The sequence below is a fragment of the Streptomyces sp. NPDC057543 genome (genome assembly GCF_042801895.1).
Lineage (GTDB): Bacteria > Actinomycetota > Actinomycetes > Streptomycetales > Streptomycetaceae > Streptomyces.
Map to the genome: position 1 here is coordinate 1 of NZ_JBHVFF010000084.1, position 18,644 is coordinate 18,644.

An 18,644-nucleotide genomic window follows, 5' to 3' on the forward strand; every position below is an offset into this window, starting at 1 on the left:
CGGGGGGGGGTCCTAATGGCGGGGTTATTGGACGCCCAGGGGGGCGGGGGGCGGGGCGCCCTTGGCCGCGACGGGGGGTCGGCTGCGGTCGCCGCCGCCGACGGGTCCGCTGTGGACCTGGTCGACGTCCGAAAACCGCGAGTGCGGTACCGGGAGGTGCCGCACACTGGACGGTGTGATGGACGAACAGACCAGGTACGAGGCGGTGAGCAGCCGCGATGCCCGTTTCGACGGGGAGTTCTTCTTCGCCGTCGAAACGACCGGAATCTATTGCCGGCCGAGCTGCCCCGCCGTCACCCCCAAGCGGAAGAACGTGCGGTTCTTCCCGACCGCGGCCGCCGCGCAGGGCAACGGCTTCCGGGCATGCAGGCGCTGCCGCCCGGACGCCGTGCCCGGCTCCGCCGACTGGAACGTACGGGCCGATGTCGTGGGCCGCGCCATGCGGATGATCGGCGACGGCGTCGTCGACCGGGAGGGCGTGCCCGGTCTCGCCCACCGGCTCGGCTACAGCTCACGCCAGGTGCAGCGGCAGCTCAACGCGGAACTGGGAGCCGGGCCCGTCGCGCTCGCTCGCGCCCAACGGGCCCACACCGCACGGGTGCTGCTCCAGACGACCACGCTGCCCGTGACCGAGATCGCCTTCGCGTCCGGATTCGCCAGCGTGCGCCAGTTCAACGACACGATCCGGCAGATCTACGCCCGTACGCCCAGCGCCCTGCGGGCCGAGGCCGGTACGGGGCTGGGAGCGGCGGTACGGGAGGCGCGGACCACCGGCGTCCCGCTGCGGCTGGCCCACCGGGGGCCGTACGCGGCCCGCGAGGCCTTCGATCTGCTGGCCGGCGAGACGGTCGCCCGGATCGAGGAGGTCAGCGGCGAGCCGGGCACGCGGACCTACCGGCGCACTCTGCGGCTGCCGTACGGGACGGGCATCGTGGCTGTCGACGAGCGGTCCGCCGGGTCCTGGCTGGACGCCCGGATCCACCTCACGGACCTGCGGGATCTGACGACGGCCGTGCAGCGGCTGCGGCGCCTCTTCGACCTGGACGCCGATCCGTACGCCGTCGACGAGCGGCTCGGCGCCGTCCCGCGCCTGGCACCGGGCGTCGCCGCCCGCCCCGGGCTGCGTTCGCCGGGCGCCGCCGACCCGGAGGAGTTCGCCGTACGGACGTTGGTGGGCAGGTCCGGGGCGGAGCGGCTCGTGGAGGCGTACGGGAAGGTCCTCGACGTTCCCTGCGGAGGGCTCACGCATGTGTTCCCCGAGCCGGGGGCGCTGGCCGGCGTGGTGGACGCCCCGGCGCTCCGGGCGCTGGCGGCCGCGCTCGCCGACGGGGACGTACGGCTCGACGCCGGGGCCGACCGCGACGAGGCCGAGCAGGCACTGCTGCGGCTGCCGGGGATCGGCCCGGCAGCGGCGGCACTCATCAGGATGCGGGCGCTCGGCGACCCCGACGTGGACCCGGAGGGCAGGCCCGGGTCGGAGCGGTGGCGGCCGTGGCGTTCGTACGCCGCGCGCCACCTGAGCCTCTTGGGCCTGCCCTAGGGCCTCTCGTCCGGATCACGCCGGGCTCGCGTGCCCCGGCACCGCGCCTCGCGGCGTCGTCGTCAGTCTTCCCCGACCTCGCGGCTCCGCTCGGAGCAGGGGAGACCCCAGCGGCTCCGCCATGGCTCCTTCCTCCGCGTTGCGATGCACGGCACCGCGGTGACGTCAGCCGCTCCGCGGCGGGCCGCTCCCTGATCCGGCCTGATCCAATCGAAAGACTCTGGGCGTTCCGTCCTCGGAGGTCGGTGACGGGGCTCAGGCGGGCAGGCCCCAGCGCGGTGCGGGATCGTTCGCCGTGACCGGGCGGATGGTCAGGTCCGGGCGGTCGCCCTTGGCCGTGATCAGCGCCGAGTCGCCCTTGCGCAGGCGGATGCGTACCGTACCGTCGGCCAACTCCTCGTGCTCCAGCGGGCGTCCGTGCCGGTCGCGGATCTCGACGGCACCCTCGATGCCATGGCGTACGACGCACGGCGCGCCCGCCTCGCTGGTCACCCGTACCCAGCGGGTCCGGCCCTCTTCGCGTACCGCGCTCAGCAGGAACGCGCCCTGGGTGCGGAAGTCATGGACGGTCAGGTCCCGCCAGGCGGCGGGCAGAGCCGGGAAGACCCTGATCGTGCCGCCCCACGACTGGCACACCATGTCGTGCAGCGACTGGGCCGCCGAGAGCGGGGTCTCGATGACCGGGCCCGACTCCTTGTACATGGTGTTCGCCTGGATGAACCGGCTCATCAGCTGCCCGAGATACTTGAGCGCGTCCTCGCCCTTGCCGAGCAGCGCGGACATCGACGCGGCGCCGGTGAAGGTGTAGCCCTGCAGGGCGCCTTCGAAGCCCACCCAGTGGGCGAGGGACCTCTCGATCAGGGCGCGTTCGTCGGGTGTCGCACCCGTCAGCTCGTACAGCGGGTAGACCGCGAGCATGTGCGAGTAGTGGCGGTGCGACTGCGCGAACGGCACCCCGGCGCCGATCATGAAGCCGTTCGCGTCGACCGGGTACGGCGCGAGCCTGGCCAGGACCTCCTGCCAGCGGGCGGTCAGCGGGTCGTGGACGCCGAGCTCCCGCGCCGAGTCCAGCAGGGTGCGACAGCCCCAGCGCAGCAGCATCAGGTCGTAGTTGCAGTCGGGCGCGTTCACGCCGTACTCGGGGGAGAACGTCGCCGGGAGATGCAGCTTTCCGTCCGCGCCGGGCGTCAGGAAGTGCAGGTAGTAGTTGACGGCCTTGCGCAGCAGGGGGAAGAGGGTGTCGCGCAGGATCGACTCGTCCATGGTGTGGCGGTAGGAGAGCCATACGTTGTGCAGCGCCCAGGTCAGATTGCCGACCTCGGGGGTGGGCGGGTCCTGGCCGGGGATGCCGACGCCGAAGCCGCCGTCGGGGACCGACGCTCCGTTGACCAGCTGGGGGTCGGTGGTGCGCGGCATGCCGGCCGAGTCCGCCCGGTAGGGGGCGGCGACCTCGCGGGAGAGCTGGTCGCGGAACTCGCTCAGGGCGCGGGTGACGGCGTCCAGCTCCAGGTGGTTGGAGCCGTGGATCAGCCAGTACTCCAGCTGGACGTTGAGGTTCCACCAGGTGTTCGGCCAGGGCGTGGGCTCCAGCCAGGGGCCGGAGGTGGCCATCACGGGCGCGTCCTTGCGGGCCGCCGACGCCGTTTTGTACAGCTGGATCCAGTAGAAGCGCTGCAGCCGGGCGTCGGGCAGGGACAGGAAGCTCTTCCGGTAGAACCGGTCCCACCAGGTGCGATGGGGCGCGGCCAGCGGACCGTACGGGAGCGCGGAAGCGGTCTTGACGGTGCGCAGCGCACGGTCGCGGGCCGTGGTCGTGGGGTGGGAGTGCGCGACCGTGACGTACAGGGTGCGGGCCGTGCCCCTGGTGCGCTCGCGCCAGGCGGTGACGTGGTGGCCGCCCGCGAGCAGCGGCTGGACGGCGGCGGTGGTCCCGGCGTGCTGTTCGGTCACCGCGGGCGGGTTGCCGGTGTAGCCGTCCGGCAGGGGCTTGAATGCGGCCCTCGGGCTGATCGCGTCGGCGGGGTGGAAGACCCAGCGGAAGTCCCGCTCGCCCGCGCTCGGGGTGACCTCCACGGCCAGCAGGTCGCTGGAGGAGTGGACGAAGGCCCGGAGCTTCAGGGTGCCCTCGGTGGTGGTGATCGTGCCTTCGAGTTCGGCGGTGCACAGTCGCATCCACCACTCGATGCCCGTGATGGTGCCGGCCGGTTCCAGGGTGAAATGGCCGATCGGGAGGCGGGCGAGGCCGAAGAGGGAGCCGAACTCGGGGCGGTGGTCCTGGACCTCGGAGTGCTGGACGTTGAAGCGGATGGCCGTGGTGGTGGCGCCGGGTTCGGCGTAGATGCCGGAGCCGAGGCGGCCGTTGCCCAGATACGGGCCCTCGTACCAGGTCTTCGGGAGCTTCTGCCAGAGCAGGTCGGCGTCGTCCAGAACCGTGCGCCAGGCGTCGTCGGGGGAGCGGACGGTGACGGAGGCCGGGGCGGTGGGCGCCGGGGCGCCGGGGGTGGCCGCCCGGGCGGGGACGGCCGTCGCGCCGCCCACCACGAGCGCGCCGCCGATCGCACTGCCGGTGGCGAGAACGCTTCTTCGGGAAGGGGTCCGGGCTTCGTTCCGGGACGGGCGGGAGGGGTCCGGTGCTGGGGGCAAGGTGTCTCCTGGCGACTCATATGCAGGCACAACAATTCATCCGAGCTATTCCTTCAGGGAAGGTAGGCACGGGGCATCCTTGCGTCAATAGCGAGGGAGACATCCGATGTACTTCCGTCTATCTGTACAGGATCCACCTGGTTGTTCAGGGGGACGCGGTCAGCTCCAGATCACCGTGGCCAGCCAGGCCCCCGTCACCAGCAGACACGCGAAGAGCTCGACGAGCACCGCGTAGCCGGTCGCCCGCATCACCGAGCGGACCGACGCCCACCCCGCCCCGCTGCTGCCGAGCCGCAACCGCTCCGCCCCGTAGATCATCCCCACGTAGCCGACGATCCCGCCCACCACCGGCACCACGAAGAAGCCCACGATCCCGCCGATCCCGCCCAGCATCAGCGTCTTGCGCGGCGCCCCCGACTCACGGGGTCGGCGAGGCGGCAGCAACGGCTTCAGCGCCTGGTTCACCAGCAGAAGGGCCGTGGCCCCGATGAGTACGCCCCAGGCGGCCGGAGTCATGTCGGTCAGCGCCCACCACAGCACGGCGGCCCAGACGATCGCCTGCCCCGGAACCCCCGGCACCAGCACACCGACCAGGCCGAGAAACATGACCAGGCCGACGGCGACGAGTTGCCACACACCCATCTGACCAGCGTGCCGGAGTCCGGCCGGTCCCGCCCGTCAGCGCGGCCCCGGGCATCGGCCGTCGACGCAGCTCAGAGCCGTAACGGCGCGGCGCGAACCCCGTGCCGGGGCAGCCGGCGGTGCCTGGTGCCGTGACGGGACGAAGCCTGCCGGGAGAAGTGCCGGCTCAGGTCCGCGCCTCCCGGGACACCCAGCCCCGTTCGTACGCGTGCCAGCCCAATTGCAGCCGGGTCGACACCCCGGTCAGCTCCATCAGCCCCTTCACCCGCCGCTGCACGGTCCGCAGCCCCAGCTCCAGCTGCTTCGCCACGCTCGCGTCCGTCAGCCCGGCCAGCAGCAGCGACAGGATCTCCAGGTCCGTCGGATCGGGCCCGGTGGACATCTCCTCCAGTCGGCCGCTCTCCCCGAGCCTGAGCGGCATGGCCTCGCGCCACACCGCCTCGAAGAGCCCCATCAGCGACTCCAGCAGCCCGGAGGCATGCACCACCAGCGCCGCCGGCTCGGCGCCCCGTCTGGTCAGCGGCACCATCGCCAGGGCGCCGTCGGCGACGACCAGCTTGGTGGGCACCCGGTCGACGACCCGGCACCGCTCGTCACGGCTCAGCGCGGCCGACAGTTCCAGAATCCCGGACGGCAGCGACAGCACCTCGCGTTCGATGACCACCCGGAACGACACCCCGCGCGTGGCGGCCTGCTCCTCGGCCTCGTTCTCCATTCCGCTCACCGCGATCGGCTTGCCGGTGACCAGGGCGCACACCTCGCTCGTCGCCCCCAGCTGCAACTGGTGGAAGCGGTGCGCCACCGCGCTCGCGCCCGTCACCACTTCGACCAGATCGTGCACGGCCGGCTCGGTGGCCTCCGCCCGGTACTCCTCGGCGAGCAGCGCCGCCGTCAGCTCCGCCTGCTCCAGCTCATGGCGCTGCTGGGTCAGCAGCGCCCCCAGTGCCACCCCGGGCGGCGCGGCCACCCAACGGCCCGTGCGGGACGACGCCTGCGCGGCCAGCCCGTGCTGTTCCAGCCTGCGCAACGCCCGCTCGGTGTCCGACTCGGGAAGAGCCAGCCGGTGCGCGAGATCGGAGACCTCCGCGGCTCCCACCGTCACGAGCGCGCGGTACGCCGACTCCTGTATCTCGTCGAGACCTATGGCTCCCAGCATCCCCGGACCCCTCCCGGACGCATTGATTCCGCACGATGGCGCTGTCGTCGGGCGCCCGGTCGTGGCGGAAAACGGCCACGGCGTAAACCCGCCCTGTACATCATCCCTTCATCGCCGTTCGCTCTGCCAATGTGGCGCCACCGCAGTACCGACAACATCCGGAATCCCACGGTCTGTTCAGAGGTGTTCCGGTTTTACTTGGGGAGAGCGATGCGTCCGATATCGCGTACGGCACTGGGAGCGGCCACCGCCGCCGTCCTGGCCGTCACCGCGATCGCACCGTCCGCGGCAGCGCCGCAGGACGATACGAGCGCGAAGAGACCGCTGACCGGCAGTGCTGCTGCCGTCGCCAACGCGGCCAAACCGGTCACCGTCACTCTGGTGACCGGCGACAAGGTTCTGGTGAGCACGGACAGTTCGGGGGCCGCCTCGGTCACCGCACTGCCCCGCGAGGACGGAACCGTCCCCCTGGTACAGACCAGGCAGTCCGGCAAGGACCTCTACGTCTACCCCGACACCGCGGCCGCCGCGCTCGCCGGGGGCAGGGTCGACGAGGAGCTCTTCAACGTCACCGGCCTCATCCGGCAGGGCTACGACGACGCGCACACCAAGTCGCTGCCGCTGATCGCGGTCTACGGCAAGGACCAGGCCCGCTCCACGTTCGCCACCCCGCGCGGCGCCGCGCGCGGACTCGCGCTGGACGCCATCGACGGCGTCGCCCTCAAGGCGGACAAGGAGAAGGCCGCCGACTTCTGGTCGGACGTCACCAACACCCGTTCCCGCTCGGCCTCCGGTCTGAAGAAGCTCTGGCTCGACCGCAAGGTTCAGGCCACCCTCGACAAGTCGACCAAGCAGATCGGTGCCGACCTCGCCTGGGCCGCCGGATACGACGGCAAGGGCACCAAGGTCGCCGTCCTCGACACCGGCGCCGATGCCGAACACCCCGACCTCAAGGGCCGGATCGCCGCCTCGAAGAACTTCACCGACTCCAGCACCACCGACGACCGGCAGGGCCACGGCACCCACACCATCTCCACCGTCGGCGGCTCCGGCGCGGCCAGCGACGGCAAGAAGAAGGGCGTCGCCCCCGGCGCCGACCTGCTCGCGGGCAAGGTCCTCAATGACAGCGGCTTCGGCGCCGAGTCCTGGATCATCGCCGGCATGCAGTGGGCGGTCGACCAGAAGGCCGACGTCGTCTCCATGAGCCTCGGCAGCCCGGAGCCGACCGACTGCACCGACCCGATGAGCGTCGCCGCCGAGGAACTCGCGCAGAACAAGGGCACCCTGTTCGTGATCGCGGCCGGCAACTCGGGCCCGACGCTGAACACCGTCTCCTCGCCCGGCTGCGCCCCGAGTGTGCTGACCGTCGGCGCCGTCGACCGCGACGACACCACGGCCCAGTTCTCCAGCCGCGGCCCGGTGATCGGATCGCACACCCTCAAGCCCGAGATCTCCGCGCCCGGCGTCAACATCTCGGCCGCGGCGGCCGGTGGCCGCGGCATCTACGCGTACCAGACGATGTCCGGTACGTCGATGGCCACCCCGCATGTCGCGGGCGCCGCAGCCATCGTGAAGCAGCGTCACCCGGACTGGACCGCCCAGCAGATCAAGGCGGCACTCGTCTCGTCCGCGAAGAGCGACATCCCCGGCGACGTACGCGAGACCGGCGGCGGCCGTCTCGACGTCAAGGCCGCCATCGACACCACCGTCGTCGGCGCCCCCGCCGTCCAGGCCGGCACCTTCAACTGGCCGCAGGACAAGAGCGACCGCACCACCGTCGAGGTCCCGTACACCAACTCCGGCACCGAGCCGGTGAAGCTGTCGCTGAAGGTCCAGGGCGTCACCGGCAACGACGGCTCGGCCGTCCACTCCTCCGTCGCGAAGCTCGACGCGAACACCGTCACCGTCCCGGCCGGAGCCACCGTCAAGATTCCGCTGGCGATCGACCCGACCGCGAAGCTGACGGCCGCCCAGTACGGTGACGTCACCGGACGGGTACTGGCCACCGGGGCCGGCGGCGTCAAGGTCTCCACCCCGTTCTCGCTGTACGTCGGGGCCGAGACCGTCACTCTGCGCGTCAAGCTCATCGACCGCACCGGCAAGGCCGCCGCGGACTTCTCCTCGCTCGACGTCATCGGCACCGACACCTCCAGCGGCGAGCGCCGCTTCAACGAGGGTGCCACCGAACAGGTCTACCAGGTGCGCCCCGGCGCGTACTTCGTGTCCGGCTTCGTCACCTCGCCCGACCTGAAGGATGCCACCGGCAATCTGGACGAGTCCATCGCGTACCTCGCGCGGCCCCAGCTGAACGTCACCAAGGACACGACCCTGGTCCTGGACGCCCGCAAGGCCCACCGGATCCAGGTGAAGACCGAGGACCGCGCCTCCGAGAACCGTTCCACGACGCTCGCGTTCGGCCGCACCTGGGACAATGTCTGGCTGCACTCGGGCTCCATCACCAGTGGCTCCGCGGTGAAGAACTACCTGGCAGACGTGCAGGGCAGGGCGAGTGACGGCGACTTCGAGTTCTCCAGCTTCTGGCGCGCGTACGCCCCGCAGATCGAGAAGCTCTCGGTCGTCGGCGGCGTCGAATTGCACCCGAGGGCGGCGAGCACCGGCTCCGCCAACCTCGACGGCACGGGCGAGGCCGCACTCGTCGACGCCGGTACGGGTACCCCCGACGAGCTGAAGGCGGCGGGCGTCGCCGGAAAGATCGCCCTGGTCGAGGTCGGCGACGACGGTTACATCTACACCCAGGTACGCGATGCCAAGGCCGCCGGCGCCAAGGCCGTCATCGCTCACCGTCCCTCCGCGGGACCCTGGAAGCCGACCGTCGGCTACGCCCCGTCGGCGCTGCCCGCGCTCGGTATCGAGGCGGACGAGGCCGACGCGCTGAAGGCGGCCCTGGGCGACGGCCCGGTCAAGCTGAGCTGGAAGGCCACCGCGGTCAGCCCGTTCGTCTACAACCTCGCGTTCCCCGAGACCGGCCCCGTCACCTCGGACCGCACCTACAAGGTCCGCGACAGCAAGCTCGGCAAGGTCGCCGCCAACTACGAGGCGATGGGCGTCGCGGCGGACTACGTCGACATGATGATCATCAACCGGCCGTACGGCGGGACGTTCTCCGCCGTCAACGACTACGTCGCCGCCCCCAGCAAGCGCACCGAGTACTACTCGGCGGGCGACACCGCTTGGGTGCGGTACCTCTCCTCCAGCTTCCCCTGGGGCGAGATGATGGTCGACCAGCCGCGCACCTACACGGCGGGCTCGCAGCGTACGGAGAACTGGTACCGGGGCATCCCGGCCCCGGCCGCTCCGCGTGACGCCGCAGGCAAGGTCCAACTCGCCGCCGAGCGCCAGGACAACCTGATCGGTGTCGCACCGGGCTTCTGGAGCGACACCGAGCACGCCGGCCTCCAGGGCTCCTTCGGAGACGTCGGCAACATGCGGCTGACCAGCGGTGGCGAAGTGCTCGGCGAGTCCGGCTGGCCGTCCGGGGTGTTCACCGTCCCGGCCGGGGACGCCGCGTACGAACTCACCATGACCACCGCCAAGTTCGGCCAGCCCGCCGCCGTGTGGAAGCGGTCCACCCAGACCGAGACCACCTGGAAGTTCCGCTCGAAGCGGGACGAGAACGTCTACTCGCAGGGGATCCCGCTGCTCTTCCCGGGCTACGACCTGGAGACCGACGGCCTCAAGACCCTTCCGGCGAAGGACGGTCAGACGATCGGCCTGAGCGTCACGGGCCACGCGGGGTACACGCCCGGCAAGCTGGTCGCCGCCGAGGTCTCCTACTCGTACGACGGCGGCGAGACCTGGACCAGGGCCACCACCGCACAGCAGGGCGGCCAGTGGACCGCGACCGTGAACCACGCGGGCGCGGCCGGCAAGCCGGTCACCCTGAAGACCGAACTGACGGACGCCAACGGCAACTCCGTCATCCAGACCGTGAACGACGCGTACGCCGTGCGCTGATCACGTCCTGACCGGTTCGCCGGGCGTCCTTCCCGTGGGGGGTGGGGACGCCCGGCGGACCTCTTTTGTGCGGCCACTATTTCCGGATGACCCGTTTTCGTACGGCCCGTGCGGTCGACAATAAGGGCATGAGTCAGCAGGGGGAGAGGTCCGCCGCCCACGAGGACGACTGGTGGCGCAGGCTGTACGACGAGACTGCCAGGGACACCGGGGCGACCGGCGCGGCCGACAGCCTCGACGACCGCTTCGACTCGGCGTCGGACGCGGTGGGCCGGGGCGGGCGCGGGGGGAACGCGGGTGATGTGAACGGGGGCGGGGTTGGGGCCGGGGCCGGGGCATCGGCCGCGGGTTTGCCCGCGGTGTCTGTGCCACCGGCCGTCCCTGACCCTCCGTCGTTACCGGATCTGCCGCCCGTGCCGCCCGTGCCGCCCGTGTCGGGCGAGGGCCCCGAGGGCCCCGGGGTGCCCGGGGCGTTCGGGGCGTCCGAGTCGTCCCGCCCGGCCGTAGTCGCCGGAACGTCCGCGTCCGTGCCACCTCTGCCCAAGCGGCCGGTCGCCGAGAAAGCCGTTGCCCCGGATGTCCCCGTCACCGACGGCACCGCACAGGCTCCCGAGCCCGCGTCCGCGCCCGCCCGGCGGCCCGCGATCGGCCATGTGGGTGACCGGCCGCCCACCTATGACGCCGAGCCCACCGCGCTGCCCGCCACCGTCCCCCAGGAGCTCGACGATCTCGTCGCCGACACCGTGCTCGACGGCGCCCGGTACGGCACGTACACCCTGCGCGCCGCCTCCGTGCGCGGGGACTCCGCGCGGTTCCGCGGCGAGCCCCGCCGCGACGCGCTGCTCACCGTACGGTTCGGCACCGACCGGAGCGCGCTCGTCCTGGTCGCCGTCGCCACCGGGGCCCGCGCCGCCGAGCGGGGGCATCTGGCGGCGGCCGACGCCTGCCGCTGGATCGGCGGCGCCGTGGGCCGTAGCCATGCCAGGCTCTCCGAGGACATAGGGGCCGGCCGCCGCGGCGACCTCAAATCCGGCCTCCACCGCCTCACCGACCGTACTTACGGCAAGCTGCGCGCCCGCGCCGCCGAACTGGGCCTCGAACCGGAGCAGTACACCGCGGGGCTGCGCTGCCTCCTGCTGTCGGCGGATCCCGACTGCCGTACCAGGATCTTCTTCGGTGTCGGCGCCGGCGGGCTCTTCCGGTTGCGCGACGGCATCTGGCAGGACCTCGAACCGGAGGTTCCGGAACCCGGCGGCGAAGCCACTGCCGGATCCGGCCCCCCGCCCGCCGAGCCGTTCCGGTTCCGGGCCTCGGTGGCCCGGCCGGCGGACACGCTGCTGCTGTGCAGCACCGGTCTCGCCGAACCACTGCGCGGCGAACCAGCCCTGGCCCGGGAGCTGGCCGAACGCTGGGCCGACGACCGTGCGCCCGGGCTCGCGGCCTTCCTCGCGGACTCCCAGCTCAGGGTGAAGGGGTACTCCGACGACCGTACGAGTGTCGCGGTCTGGGAGGCGTAACCGCGCGCGTCATGGGTTGATGGATGCGGAGTCCGGAAGCCGAAGCGCGGAAAGGTTACGCACCCATGGCCAAGCAGAACGTGTCGGAGCAGTTCGTCGACATCCTCGTCCGGGCGGGGGTCAAGCGCATGTACGGGGTCGTCGGCGACAGCCTCAACCCGGTCGTCGATGCCATCCGCCGCAACTCGGCCATCGACTGGATCCAGGTCAGGCACGAGGAGACCGCCGCGTTCGCCGCCGGAGCCGAGGCCCAGATCACCGGTTCCCTGGCGGCCTGCGCAGGATCCTGCGGCCCCGGCAACCTGCACCTCATCAACGGCCTCTACGACGCCCATCGCTCCATGGCGCCCGTTCTCGCCCTCGCCTCGCACATCCCGTCGGGCGAGATCGGCCTCGGCTACTTCCAGGAGACCCATCCGCAGCTGCTCTTCCAGGAGTGCAGCCACTACAACGAGATGATCTCCAACCCGCAGCAGATGCCGCGGCTGCTCCAGACGGCCATTCAGCACGCGATCGGCCGAGGCGGGGTCAGCGTCGTCGCGATGCCGGGAGACATCGCCTCGCAGCCCGCCCCGGAGAAGTCGATCGAGCACGCCCTGGTCACCTCGCGGCCGACGGTACGGCCCGGTGACGCGGAGATCGAGAAGCTCTGCCGCATGGTCGACGAGGCGAAACGTGTGACATTGTTCTGCGGCAGCGGCACGGCGGGCGCCCACGCCGAGGTGATGGAGTTCGCCGAACGGGTGAAGTCCCCGGTCGGGCACGCGCTGCGCGGCAAGGAATGGATCCAGTACGACAACCCCTACGACGTCGGAATGAGCGGGCTGCTCGGCTACGGCGCTGCCTACGAGGCGACCAACGAGTGCGATCTCCTCATCCTGCTCGGCACCGACTTCCCGTACAACGCCTTCCTCCCCAACGATGTGAAGATCGTCCAGGTCGATGTGCGCCCCGAGCACCTCGGCCGCCGCTCCAAGCTGGATCTGGCGGTCTGGGGCGATGTCCGCGAGACACTTCGCTGTCTGACTCCCCGGGTGAAGGTCAAGACCGACCGCAAGTTCCTCGATCGGATGCTGAAGAAGCACGCCGACGCGCTGGAGGGCGTGGTCAAGGCGTACACCCGCAAGGTCGAGAAACACATTCCGATCCACCCGGAGTACGTCGCCTCGGTACTGGACGAACTGGCCGACGACGATGCCGTGTTCACCGTCGACACCGGCATGTGCAATGTCTGGGCGGCCCGCTACCTCTCGCCCAACGGCAAGCGCCGCGTCATTGGTTCCTTCAGTCACGGCTCGATGGCGAACGCGTTGCCGCAGGCCATCGGCGCCCAGTTCATCGACCGGAGCCGGCAGGTGGTGTCGATGTCCGGCGACGGCGGATTCACCATGCTGATGGGTGACTTCCTCACCCTGGTGCAGTACGACCTGCCGGTGAAGGTCGTGGTGTTCAACAACTCCTCTCTCGGCATGGTCGAGTTGGAGATGCTGGTCGCCGGACTGCCGTCCTTCGGTACGGCCAACAAGAACCCGGACTTCGCGGCGATCGCCCGGGCCGCCGGGGCGTACGGCGTCCGGGTCGAGAAGCCCAAGCAACTGGAAAGCGCCCTCAAGGACGCCTTCAAGCACAAGGGCCCGGCGCTCGTCGATGTCGTCACCGACCCCAACGCGCTGTCCATCCCGCCGAAGATCAGCGCGGACATGGTGACCGGATTCGCGCTCTCCGCCAGCAAGATCGTGCTGGACGGGGGAGTGGGCCGGATGGTCCAGATGGCCCGGTCCAACCTGCGGAACGTGCCCCGCCCCTGACCCGAGGCCGGCGCGGAAGACGGTGCGGAAGCCGGGACGGGGTTCGGCCGGCCCTCCGCTGCCCGCGGCCAGCCGGATCACCTGCGCGAGGCCGACGCCCCGAACGACCGTTTCACCCGGACAGCGGTCCGCAACGGCCCTCCTCGACCAGTTCGACGGAGTCGGCGTCGGTGAGATCGGTGCGGGTGCGGCGGTGGCGCCGGCCGATGTCCCAGGCATCCAAGCGATTGGAGTGATCCGGGTGCAGTTGAAGGACATTGGCCCGGTGACCGGGGGCGAGTACGTCCCGTTCCGCGTCGAGATCGCGGACGGCGCTGATCAATCCGTCGCCGTCTACGACGACTCGGAGCAGCCCGTTGGCGCGTACGAATCCTTCGCGTGCCGGGCCGGTTGCCGAACCATCCGCTGATTCGGTCGCGTACCCGGTCGACGTGACCGCGTGTTCCGGAATCGCCGAGCCGTCCAGCAGACACCCGCAGGACACACGACAACGGCCGGCCGGTGGAGCGGTGATCCGCTTCACCGACCGGCCGCGGCGCGTATCGTGACGGTTCACAGCAGCCGCAGCCCCCCGGGGCCCAATCCGTTCGTCAGGGTCTCCACGAGCAGGTCGAACAGGGTCGGCCCCCGCCCTGCCAGGGCGTCGTCCAGCCGTCGTCGGACCGCGGGCCTGTTGGTGGGGTGCACCCGGTCCAGACTCTGCCGCAGATAGCGTGCCGTCTCCGCATGGCCCAGGGCCTGCGCGGAGAGCGCGTGGTCCCGCCACTCGAAGACGAAGTCGTCGTCCGGTGCGCCCATCCCGCCGCTGAGACAGTCCGCGAGCGCGTCGAAGTTGCTTCCGAAATACCCGCCGGGACCGTTCACGGCCTCGCCGATCACTGTCCAGAACTGCTCCAGGCCGGTGACCCGGGAGCCGTCGATCACATAGGTCACGGTCATGGGTGGAGGGTACAAGTCCGGTTGCCTCCACCCGTCCGTGATCCGCGCCGCAGGTGGGGGGCTACGGCGCGGATCGGTTCGGGGCCGGGCTTCAGCAGCCCTGGTCGATCAGGTCGAAGGTGGCGTAGTGGTCGCCGGTGTAGTAATCCTCCTGCGCCTCTTCACCCGTGACGATGCGCCGCGCGCCGCGGGTCGGGGAGCCGGGGGTGATGACCGTGTACTCGTGGTAGTAACCGGTGCTCCGGCCAGGCAGGACGCCTTCACGGTTCTGGAACACGGAGCCGTCCTGCGAGTACGGGAACGGGCCGCCGGCCTCGATCAGGTCGAGGGTGTCGTGCGCCTGGGCGGGCAGTGCCGAGTAACAGATACTGCCGACCGAGGTGGTGCCGGCCGGGGTGGTGATGGTCGAGGCGGTGACGGCCGGGGAGGCGGCGGTGGCGGTTGTGGCGACTGAGCCGCCGACGAAGAGGACGGACAGGAGGGTGGCAGCGCCACCGAGCGTGGTGATCCGTGGGGGGATTCGCATAGCCACCATGATGACGCGCGTAGACACGGGGCCGTCAACGCCAATCGATGTGAATTTTTTGGAAGTTGACCGGAGGGGCGGAAATGTGACGCCGATGTGTCCGGGGTCGGCGGGTCGTTCCTGTCCGCCTGTTCACTTATTGATGAGTCGACAAGCGTGGCGGCCGGTCTGTGGGGCATGCATCCCCGTGGAGATGTTCCGCGAAGGCGTTCGGCGATACGGCGAACAGGGGGCGATTCACTGTGCGGGCGGGGGAAATGATGAAGCGTCGGGGACAGGTCGATTCCATGGCGGACGGGCCGACTCACGAGCCCGGGGCGCAGGGACAGCAGCCGATCCGGCTGCATCGCAGACTGGCCCATACCGATCTGGCGGCCGTGAGCGAAGTGCGTTGTGCGTTAAGGGAGTTCTTGCGCTACCGGTGGCGGGCCGAGCCGGCCGAGGTGGCGGAGCTCCTGCTCAGTGAACTGGTGACCAACGCACTGATCCATACGCGGCACGGCGCGGTCGTCACATTGAGCGTGGCGTCCGCCGGACTGCGGGTGGAAGTACGGGACTTCGTGTCCGGGCTGCCCCCGTCGTACGTACCGGACGCCGACGACGGTACGCACGGCCGGGGGCTGTTCCTGGTGGAGAGCCTCGCGGACGCCTGGGGGGTCGGCGCGCACGCGCTGGGCAAGGTCGTCTGGTTCGAACTGCACGGCGAGAGGCCCTGAGAGCCCGGAGAAGACCGGGCCGTCAGGGCCTCTTGCGACGAATCAGCACATCCATGTGGACATGTGGATCAGCGGATCAGCCGAACTGCTGCTCCAGATCCTTCAGTTTCCGCTCCAGCGAATCGAGCCGGGGCAGTGCCTGGGTGTCGTCCTCGGCGGTGAGGTCGACGGTGATCGGATCAAGCGCGTTCCGCTCCGGGGCGCCGGCGTTCGGGCCCGTCACGGCCTGCAGGGACGGCCGGGGGCGCAAGGACAGTTGCCCCGGCTCGGATACGGCGGGCTCCACGACGGACTGCGCGGAGGCCGGCGTCGGGGCGATCGCCTGGATGTCCACCTGGGTGCCGCCCCGGCCGACCCGGCGCCAGGCCCGGTTCTGCCGGTTCAGCGCCTTGATGTGGGCTCGGTCCAGCTTCTCCTGGTCCTTCCTGCGGAGACGGTTCTGCTCCTTCTCCCGCCGGTCCTCACGTACGTCCTCGACCGCTTCGTCCAGGGTGCGTACGCCCTCCAGCAGCATCAGCGACCAGGCGCCGAAGGTCTCCCGGGGGGCACGCAGCCACCGTACGATCCGGATCTGCGGCAGCGGACGGGGCACCAGGCCCTGCTCGCGCAGCGCGGCCCGGCGGGTCTGCTTCAGTGCCCGGTCGAAGAGCACCGCCGCCGAGAGCGACATCCCCGCGAAGAACTGCGGGGCGCCCGCGTGGTCCATTCCGCGCGGCGCGTGCACCCAGTTGAACCAGGCTGCGGCGCCGGCGAACATCCATACGAGCAGCCGTGAGCCCAGCGCCGCGTCACCGTGGCTGGCCTCGCGCACCGCGAGTACGGAACAGAACATCGCGGCCCCGTCGAGGCCGAACGGAACGAGGTATTCCCAGCCCCCGGTGAGGCCGAGGTTCTGCTCGCCGAAGCCGACGAGCCCGTGGAAGGAGAGCGCGGCGGCGACCGCCGCACAGCAGAAGAGCAGGATGTACGAGGCGGTGGCGTACAGCGCCTCCTTGCGTCTACGACGCTCCTCGCTGCGTTCCCAGCTGTCTTCGGTAGCGGAATTGTCAGCGGCGCGCTTGCCGCGTGCGACCACCGCGACCGCCGCCAGGACCCCCACGAGCAGCACGGCGCCCGGAAGCAGCCAATTCAGCGATATGTCGGTCAGTCTCATGCGCGGTCCCTTGCGTCGCGTAGGGCATTTCGGGCGCCATGATTGCCGAAACCCCGTCACTCTCAGGGGGTTTCGGGGCAAGAGAACGCCATTGGGTTGGCAGGGCATACGGATAGCCGGGATCTGATCGAATACCCGTACGCAGCCGATGATGTGCGTTCGAATAGTACTACCCGTGCAGGTGGTGTGAATCAATGAGTGGGCGTCAGTTTCCGTACTCGGTCCGTGTCGCAGGTACGGGGGCAGGTGACGCAGGTGTCCTCGGGGCGCAGCGTGTAGAAGAGGCAGCAGCTCGCCCGGTCACGGGTGGGCAGCGACCCGCCGTCCGGCCCGGTCAGTTCGCGGAAGCCCGCCGAGCCGACGAACGGATTCGTGGTGCCGGGCAGGAGTGCCTCCAGCTCGGCCATCGCCCGCCGCTCCTCGCCGAGGAGATGAGCGATGTACCAGAGGCCCTCGACGATTTCGTCCGTCGCCATGCCCCACAGCGCGCGCCTGCCGCGCCGCATACGTGATCCGAAGCCGTCCAGCACCGGGCCGATGTGGTCGGCCACCGCGGCGAGCACCTCGGCCCGCAGCGCCGCCTCGTCCGGGACGACCCGGGCGCCCGGCAGTCCGGCAGCGGGATCGTCCGGAAGACAGGCGAACTCCCGTACCCGTACGGTCAGATGGCCGAGCGCACGCTGGAACGCCACATCGTCGACGGGGATCCGGGGCACCCGCCGATACAGGAACCACGGCACCGTCACCAGCAGGCAGGCGGGCCAGGCGTACCGGTGTAGCCCGAAGCCGGCGACCACATCGGGGCGGGGCTGCCGGCCGTGGTCCCGCAGTACCTGGGCATGGTCCCAGGCGAGGAAGGCGTCGAGTGCGGCACCACCGGCCGCGAGCTCGCCCGCGCCCACCCAGCCGACGCCACGGGGTGCGGCGTCATCGTCCGTCAGCACCTCTGCGCGCAGGCCGGGGAAGACCTCGGTCAGACGCGTGTACGCGCCCGTCACGGCGGACGCGGTGGTGCCGGGGAGCACGGCGGGGAGTGTCATGCAGGGACCACCGAATCGCGATCGTTTGCAGGTAAGCCTTACCTTACCCGAACGGATCGATGTTTGAACTGTGGCCTGCTCCGCCTATCGTGCACAGGGGGCATGGCGCACGCGAGCCGCGCCCACGGCAGGCCGAGGAGGTCCGAGTGGAGCAGGGCAGCGCGAGAGAGCGGACGCGACCGACGTACGCGTCCGTCGCGTCCGCGACCACCCCGGCATCCGTACGCGTACCCGAACAGTCATGCGGCGAACAGGCGCGTGGTGCAGAGATGTACGGGGATCAGGCACGCACGGATCAGGCATGCAGGGAACAGGCGCGTGGCGAGCACACCCACAGCGAGCCGCCCGGCCCGCGCGCGGCGGTGCAGCGGCACTCCGTACGCGGCCAGGTCCTCGACGCCCTGCGCGCAGCCCTGGTCGACGGCCGGCTGGTCCCGGGACAGGTGTACTCCGCACCGGCCCTCGGCGCCCGCTTCGGGGTCTCCGCGACCCCGGTGCGCGAGGCGATGCAGCAGCTGGCCGTCGAAGGCGCCGTCGAGGTCGTACCGAACCGCGGATTCCGGGTGTCCCAGCGGAGCCCGCGGGAGCGGGCCGAGCTGACCGAGGTACGCGCGCTGATCGAAGTCCCCGTCATACTGCGACTGGCCCGTACCGTCCCGTCGGCCCGCTGGTGCGCCCTGCGCCCGCTGGCCGACGCCACGGTGACGGCCGCCGCCGTGGGCGACCGGGCGAGCTACGCCGAGTCCGACCGGGCCTTCCACGGCGCGGTCCTCGCGCTCTGCGGCAACGAGCAACTGGTGATGGTCGCCGACGACCTGCACCGCCGTTCCCAGTGGCCACCGGGAAACAACCCCGTCACCCGCCGCGCCGACCTGCTCGCCGACGCCGCCGAGCACACCGCCCTGCTCGACGCGCTCATCGCCCAGGACCTGACCGCCGTGCAGTCGCTCGTACGGGAACACTTCACCGGCGCCGAGAGCTGACCGAGC

14 protein-coding genes are annotated in these 18,644 nt (G+C 70.8%); 6 read left to right on the forward strand and 8 right to left on the reverse strand.

Features of this window, described 5'->3' with window-relative positions; all coding sequences use genetic code 11:
* Positions 1–178 precede the first annotated feature (178 nt).
* On the forward strand, positions 179–1,540 hold the full coding sequence (locus ACFU8Q_RS16660; protein WP_384453824.1) for a bifunctional transcriptional activator/DNA repair enzyme AdaA: 1,362 nt from the start codon (positions 179–181) through the stop codon (positions 1,538–1,540).
* A 255-nt stretch (positions 1,541–1,795) separates the two neighbouring features.
* Here the strand turns inward: ACFU8Q_RS16660 and ACFU8Q_RS16665 are convergent, their stop codons facing one another.
* From ACFU8Q_RS16665 to ACFU8Q_RS16675, 3 genes are all read right to left on the reverse strand, one after another.
* Positions 1,796–4,183 (reverse strand): glycoside hydrolase family 95-like protein, encoded by a 2,388-nt coding sequence (locus ACFU8Q_RS16665; RefSeq protein WP_384453772.1) that lies wholly within the window; start codon positions 4,181–4,183, stop codon positions 1,796–1,798.
* A 159-nt stretch (positions 4,184–4,342) separates the two neighbouring features.
* Complete coding sequence (locus ACFU8Q_RS16670; RefSeq protein ID WP_384453775.1) at positions 4,343–4,825, reverse strand: DUF456 domain-containing protein; 483 nt, start codon at positions 4,823–4,825, stop codon at positions 4,343–4,345.
* Between the two features lie 166 nt (positions 4,826–4,991).
* The gene (locus tag ACFU8Q_RS16675; protein WP_384453778.1) at positions 4,992–5,981 is read right to left on the reverse strand and encodes a helix-turn-helix domain-containing protein; all 990 of its coding nucleotides are present in this window, start codon (positions 5,979–5,981) and stop codon (positions 4,992–4,994) included.
* A 210-nt stretch (positions 5,982–6,191) separates the two neighbouring features.
* Between ACFU8Q_RS16675 and ACFU8Q_RS16680 the strand changes: the two genes are divergently transcribed.
* The 3 genes from ACFU8Q_RS16680 (at position 6,192) to ACFU8Q_RS16690 (ending at position 13,281) form a co-directional block, all read left to right on the forward strand.
* Positions 6,192–9,956, forward strand: coding sequence for a S8 family serine peptidase (locus tag ACFU8Q_RS16680; protein ID WP_384453781.1), 3,765 nt, complete (start codon positions 6,192–6,194; stop codon positions 9,954–9,956).
* 128 nt (positions 9,957–10,084) lie between these two features.
* Positions 10,085–11,473: a protein phosphatase 2C domain-containing protein gene (locus ACFU8Q_RS16685; protein WP_384453784.1), complete on the forward strand. Its 1,389-nt coding sequence runs from the start codon at positions 10,085–10,087 to the stop codon at positions 11,471–11,473.
* A gap of 65 nt (positions 11,474–11,538) precedes the next feature.
* Positions 11,539–13,281, forward strand: coding sequence for a pyruvate dehydrogenase (locus ACFU8Q_RS16690; RefSeq protein ID WP_384453787.1), 1,743 nt, complete (start codon positions 11,539–11,541; stop codon positions 13,279–13,281).
* A gap of 112 nt (positions 13,282–13,393) precedes the next feature.
* On the opposite strand, the gene ACFU8Q_RS16695 is transcribed toward ACFU8Q_RS16690, so the two are convergent.
* The 3 genes from ACFU8Q_RS16695 to ACFU8Q_RS16705 all read right to left on the reverse strand — a co-directional run bounded on the left by ACFU8Q_RS16695 (position 13,394) and on the right by ACFU8Q_RS16705 (position 14,746).
* Positions 13,394–13,765: a glycoside hydrolase family 38 C-terminal domain-containing protein gene (locus tag ACFU8Q_RS16695; RefSeq protein ID WP_384453790.1), complete on the reverse strand. Its 372-nt coding sequence runs from the start codon at positions 13,763–13,765 to the stop codon at positions 13,394–13,396.
* 68 nt (positions 13,766–13,833) lie between these two features.
* Positions 13,834–14,220, reverse strand: a complete 387-nt coding sequence (locus ACFU8Q_RS16700; RefSeq protein WP_384453792.1) for a barstar family protein — start codon at positions 14,218–14,220, stop codon at positions 13,834–13,836.
* Positions 14,221–14,311: 91 nt separating this feature from the next.
* On the reverse strand, positions 14,312–14,746 hold the full coding sequence (locus tag ACFU8Q_RS16705) for a ribonuclease domain-containing protein (protein WP_384453795.1): 435 nt from the start codon (positions 14,744–14,746) through the stop codon (positions 14,312–14,314).
* Positions 14,747–15,099: 353 nt separating this feature from the next.
* On the opposite strand from ACFU8Q_RS16705, the gene ACFU8Q_RS16710 reads away from it, so the two are divergent.
* A complete protein-coding gene (locus ACFU8Q_RS16710; protein WP_384453827.1) occupies positions 15,100–15,462 on the forward strand; it encodes an ATP-binding protein in 363 nt (120 codons plus the stop codon).
* 76 nt (positions 15,463–15,538) lie between these two features.
* Here ACFU8Q_RS16710 and ACFU8Q_RS16715 read toward each other — a convergent pair whose 3' ends face one another.
* Positions 15,539–16,615, reverse strand: a complete 1,077-nt coding sequence (locus tag ACFU8Q_RS16715) for a DUF2637 domain-containing protein (RefSeq protein WP_384453798.1) — start codon at positions 16,613–16,615, stop codon at positions 15,539–15,541.
* A 191-nt stretch (positions 16,616–16,806) separates the two neighbouring features.
* Entirely contained in the window at positions 16,807–17,655 is an 849-nt protein-coding gene (locus ACFU8Q_RS16720; protein WP_384453800.1) for a (2Fe-2S)-binding protein, read from the reverse strand.
* Positions 17,656–17,801: 146 nt separating this feature from the next.
* Between ACFU8Q_RS16720 and ACFU8Q_RS16725 the strand changes: the two genes are divergently transcribed.
* The gene (locus ACFU8Q_RS16725) at positions 17,802–18,638 is read left to right on the forward strand and encodes a GntR family transcriptional regulator (RefSeq protein WP_384453803.1); all 837 of its coding nucleotides are present in this window, start codon (positions 17,802–17,804) and stop codon (positions 18,636–18,638) included.
* Positions 18,639–18,644: the final 6 nt, after the last annotated feature.

Bases quoted from the DNA above. Each gene is read 5' to 3' on its own strand.
- ACFU8Q_RS16660 (WP_384453824.1), top strand. From the start codon at position 179: ATGGACGAACAGACCAGGTACGAGGCGGTGAGCAGCCGCGATGCCCGT.
- ACFU8Q_RS16670 (WP_384453775.1), bottom strand. From the start codon at position 4,825: ATGGGTGTGTGGCAACTCGTCGCCGTCGGCCTGGTCATGTTTCTCGGC.
- ACFU8Q_RS16675 (WP_384453778.1), bottom strand. From the start codon at position 5,981: ATGCTGGGAGCCATAGGTCTCGACGAGATACAGGAGTCGGCGTACCGC.
- ACFU8Q_RS16680 (WP_384453781.1), top strand. From the start codon at position 6,192: ATGCGTCCGATATCGCGTACGGCACTGGGAGCGGCCACCGCCGCCGTC.
- ACFU8Q_RS16685 (WP_384453784.1), top strand. From the start codon at position 10,085: ATGAGTCAGCAGGGGGAGAGGTCCGCCGCCCACGAGGACGACTGGTGG.
- ACFU8Q_RS16690 (WP_384453787.1), top strand. From the start codon at position 11,539: ATGGCCAAGCAGAACGTGTCGGAGCAGTTCGTCGACATCCTCGTCCGG.
- ACFU8Q_RS16700 (WP_384453792.1), bottom strand. From the start codon at position 14,220: ATGACCGTGACCTATGTGATCGACGGCTCCCGGGTCACCGGCCTGGAG.
- ACFU8Q_RS16705 (WP_384453795.1), bottom strand. From the start codon at position 14,746: ATGCGAATCCCCCCACGGATCACCACGCTCGGTGGCGCTGCCACCCTC.
- ACFU8Q_RS16715 (WP_384453798.1), bottom strand. From the start codon at position 16,615: ATGAGACTGACCGACATATCGCTGAATTGGCTGCTTCCGGGCGCCGTG.
- ACFU8Q_RS16720 (WP_384453800.1), bottom strand. From the start codon at position 17,655: ATGACACTCCCCGCCGTGCTCCCCGGCACCACCGCGTCCGCCGTGACG.